The 2,142-nt window shown below is 67.4% G+C and carries 2 protein-coding genes; one reads left to right on the forward strand and one right to left on the reverse strand.

The features are described from left to right. Positions 1 to 51: 51 nt before the first annotated feature. A complete protein-coding gene (locus ACWGIU_RS36380) occupies positions 52 to 519 on the reverse strand; it encodes an RDD family protein (RefSeq protein WP_453712351.1) in 468 nt (155 codons plus the stop codon). A 186-nt stretch (positions 520 to 705) separates the two neighbouring features. On the opposite strand from ACWGIU_RS36380, the gene glnA reads away from it, so the two are divergent. After that, on the forward strand, positions 706 to 2,115 hold the full coding sequence (glnA, locus tag ACWGIU_RS36385) for a type I glutamate--ammonia ligase (RefSeq protein WP_453712352.1): 1,410 nt from the start codon (positions 706 to 708) through the stop codon (positions 2,113 to 2,115). Positions 2,116 to 2,142 lie beyond the last annotated feature (27 nt).

Consider the following 2,142-nt stretch of genomic DNA (forward strand, 5'->3'; position numbering starts at 1 on the left):
GGCTCGGGGGGCACCCCTGTGTCGTAGGCGTTGCCCGTCCTGGACGCGGTCCTAGATGCGGACCTGGACGGCGCGGGCCAGCCGGTCGTGCAGGCCGCGGCCGTCGCGGTCCCAGATCAGCGCCGGGATGACCAGGGCCAGCAGCAGCGTGCGCAGGACCACCCGGACGATACCGAGGCGGCCGCCGGACTCCGACATCACCCGGAGGCCCAGGATCCGCTTGCCGGGGGTGAAGCCCACGGTGCCGACCGTCAGGATGGTGAGGGCCACGAAGAGTGTGAGGGTCCAGTTGCCCGCCGCGGTCAGGTCGCCGCCGGTGATCAGCCCGTAGGCAATCAGCTGGCAGCCGATCCAGTCGATCGCGACGGCGCCGAGCCGGCGCCCGAAACGCGCCACCGAGCCGGGCCCCTGCTGGGGCAGGCCGAGCCGCTGGCCCGGATAGCCGAAGTCGACGCCCATCTCCTCGGCGGCCGCGCGGGGGCCGGAGAGCCAGGATCCGATTGCCTGTCTGTTGTCCACCCGAACACGGTACCCGTGGCGCCGCACGGCCCTCCGGCCGGACCCTGGTTAACTTGTGCGAAACAAATGGGTCATGCTTGGGAAATCCCGTCTGCTTATGGTCGGGTCAGCGTGCGGCACCGCACTGACGCACCACGAGCTATAAAAACCCGTCCCTGCCCCGGGGCCGGGAGTAGGAGGAGTTGGATGTTCCAGAACGCCGACGAAGTGAAGCAGTACATCGAGGAGAACGACGTCAAGTTCGTCGACGTCCGCTTCTGCGACCTGCCTGGTGTGATGCAGCACTTCACCATCCCGGGGCGCGCGTTCGACCCGAACGAGGAGCTGGCCTTCGACGGCTCCTCGATCCGCGGCTTCCAGGCGATCCACGAGTCCGACATGGCGCTGCGTGCCGACATCAGCACCGCGCGTCTGGACCCGTTCCGCAAGGACAAGACGCTCAACATCAACTTCTTCATCCACGACCCGATCACGGGTGAGGCCTACAGCCGCGACCCGCGCAACATCGCGAAGAAGGCCGAGGCGTACCTCGCCTCCACCGGCATCGCCGACACCGCGTACTTCGGCCCCGAGGCCGAGTTCTACGTGTTCGACAGCGTGCGCTTCGCGACCAGCGCGAACGAGAGCTTCTACCACATCGACTCCGAGGCCGGTGCCTGGAACACGGGCTCCGAGGAGAACAACCGTGGTTACAAGGTCCGCTACAAGGGTGGATACTTCCCCGTAGCCCCGGTCGACCACTTCGCCGACCTGCGCGCCGAGATCTCCCTCGAGCTGGACGCCCAGGGCCTCCAGGTCGAGCGCCAGCACCACGAGGTCGGCACCGGCGGCCAGGCCGAGATCAACTACAAGTTCAACACGCTGCTCGCCGCGGCCGACGACCTGATGCTCTTCAAGTACATCGTGAAGAACGTCGCCTGGCGCAACGGCAAGACCGCGACCTTCATGCCGAAGCCGATCTTCGGTGACAACGGCTCGGGCATGCACGTGCACCAGTCGCTGTGGGCGAACGGCGACCCGCTGTTCTACGACGAGGCCGGCTACGCGGGCCTCTCGGACACCGCGCGCTACTACATCGGCGGCATCCTCAAGCACGCCCCGTCGCTGCTGGCGTTCACCAACCCGACGGTGAACTCCTACCACCGCCTGGTGCCGGGCTTCGAGGCGCCGGTCAACATGGTGTACTCGCAGCGCAACCGCTCCGCCGCCATGCGCATCCCGATCACGGGCTCGAACCCGAAGGCCAAGCGCGTCGAGTTCCGCGCCCCGGACCCGTCGTCCAACCCGTACCTCGCGTTCTCGGCGCTGCTGCTCGCGGGCCTCGACGGTGTCAAGAACAAGATCGAGCCGATGGAGCCGATCGACAAGGACCTCTACGAGCTCTCGCCCGACGAGCACGCGAGCGTCCCGCAGGTCCCGACCAGCCTTGAGGACGTCCTCAAGGCGCTGGAGGCGGACCACGAGTACCTCCTGGCCGGCGGTGTCTTCACCCCCGACCTGATCGAGACCTGGATCGACTACAAGCGCACGCACGAGATCGCCCCGATCGCGCAGCGGCCGCACCCGCACGAGTTCGAGCTCTACTTCGACCTCTAAATTGCCTGATGGGAGGCCCCCCGCCAC

Source organism: Streptomyces sp. NPDC054840 (assembly GCF_053611065.1).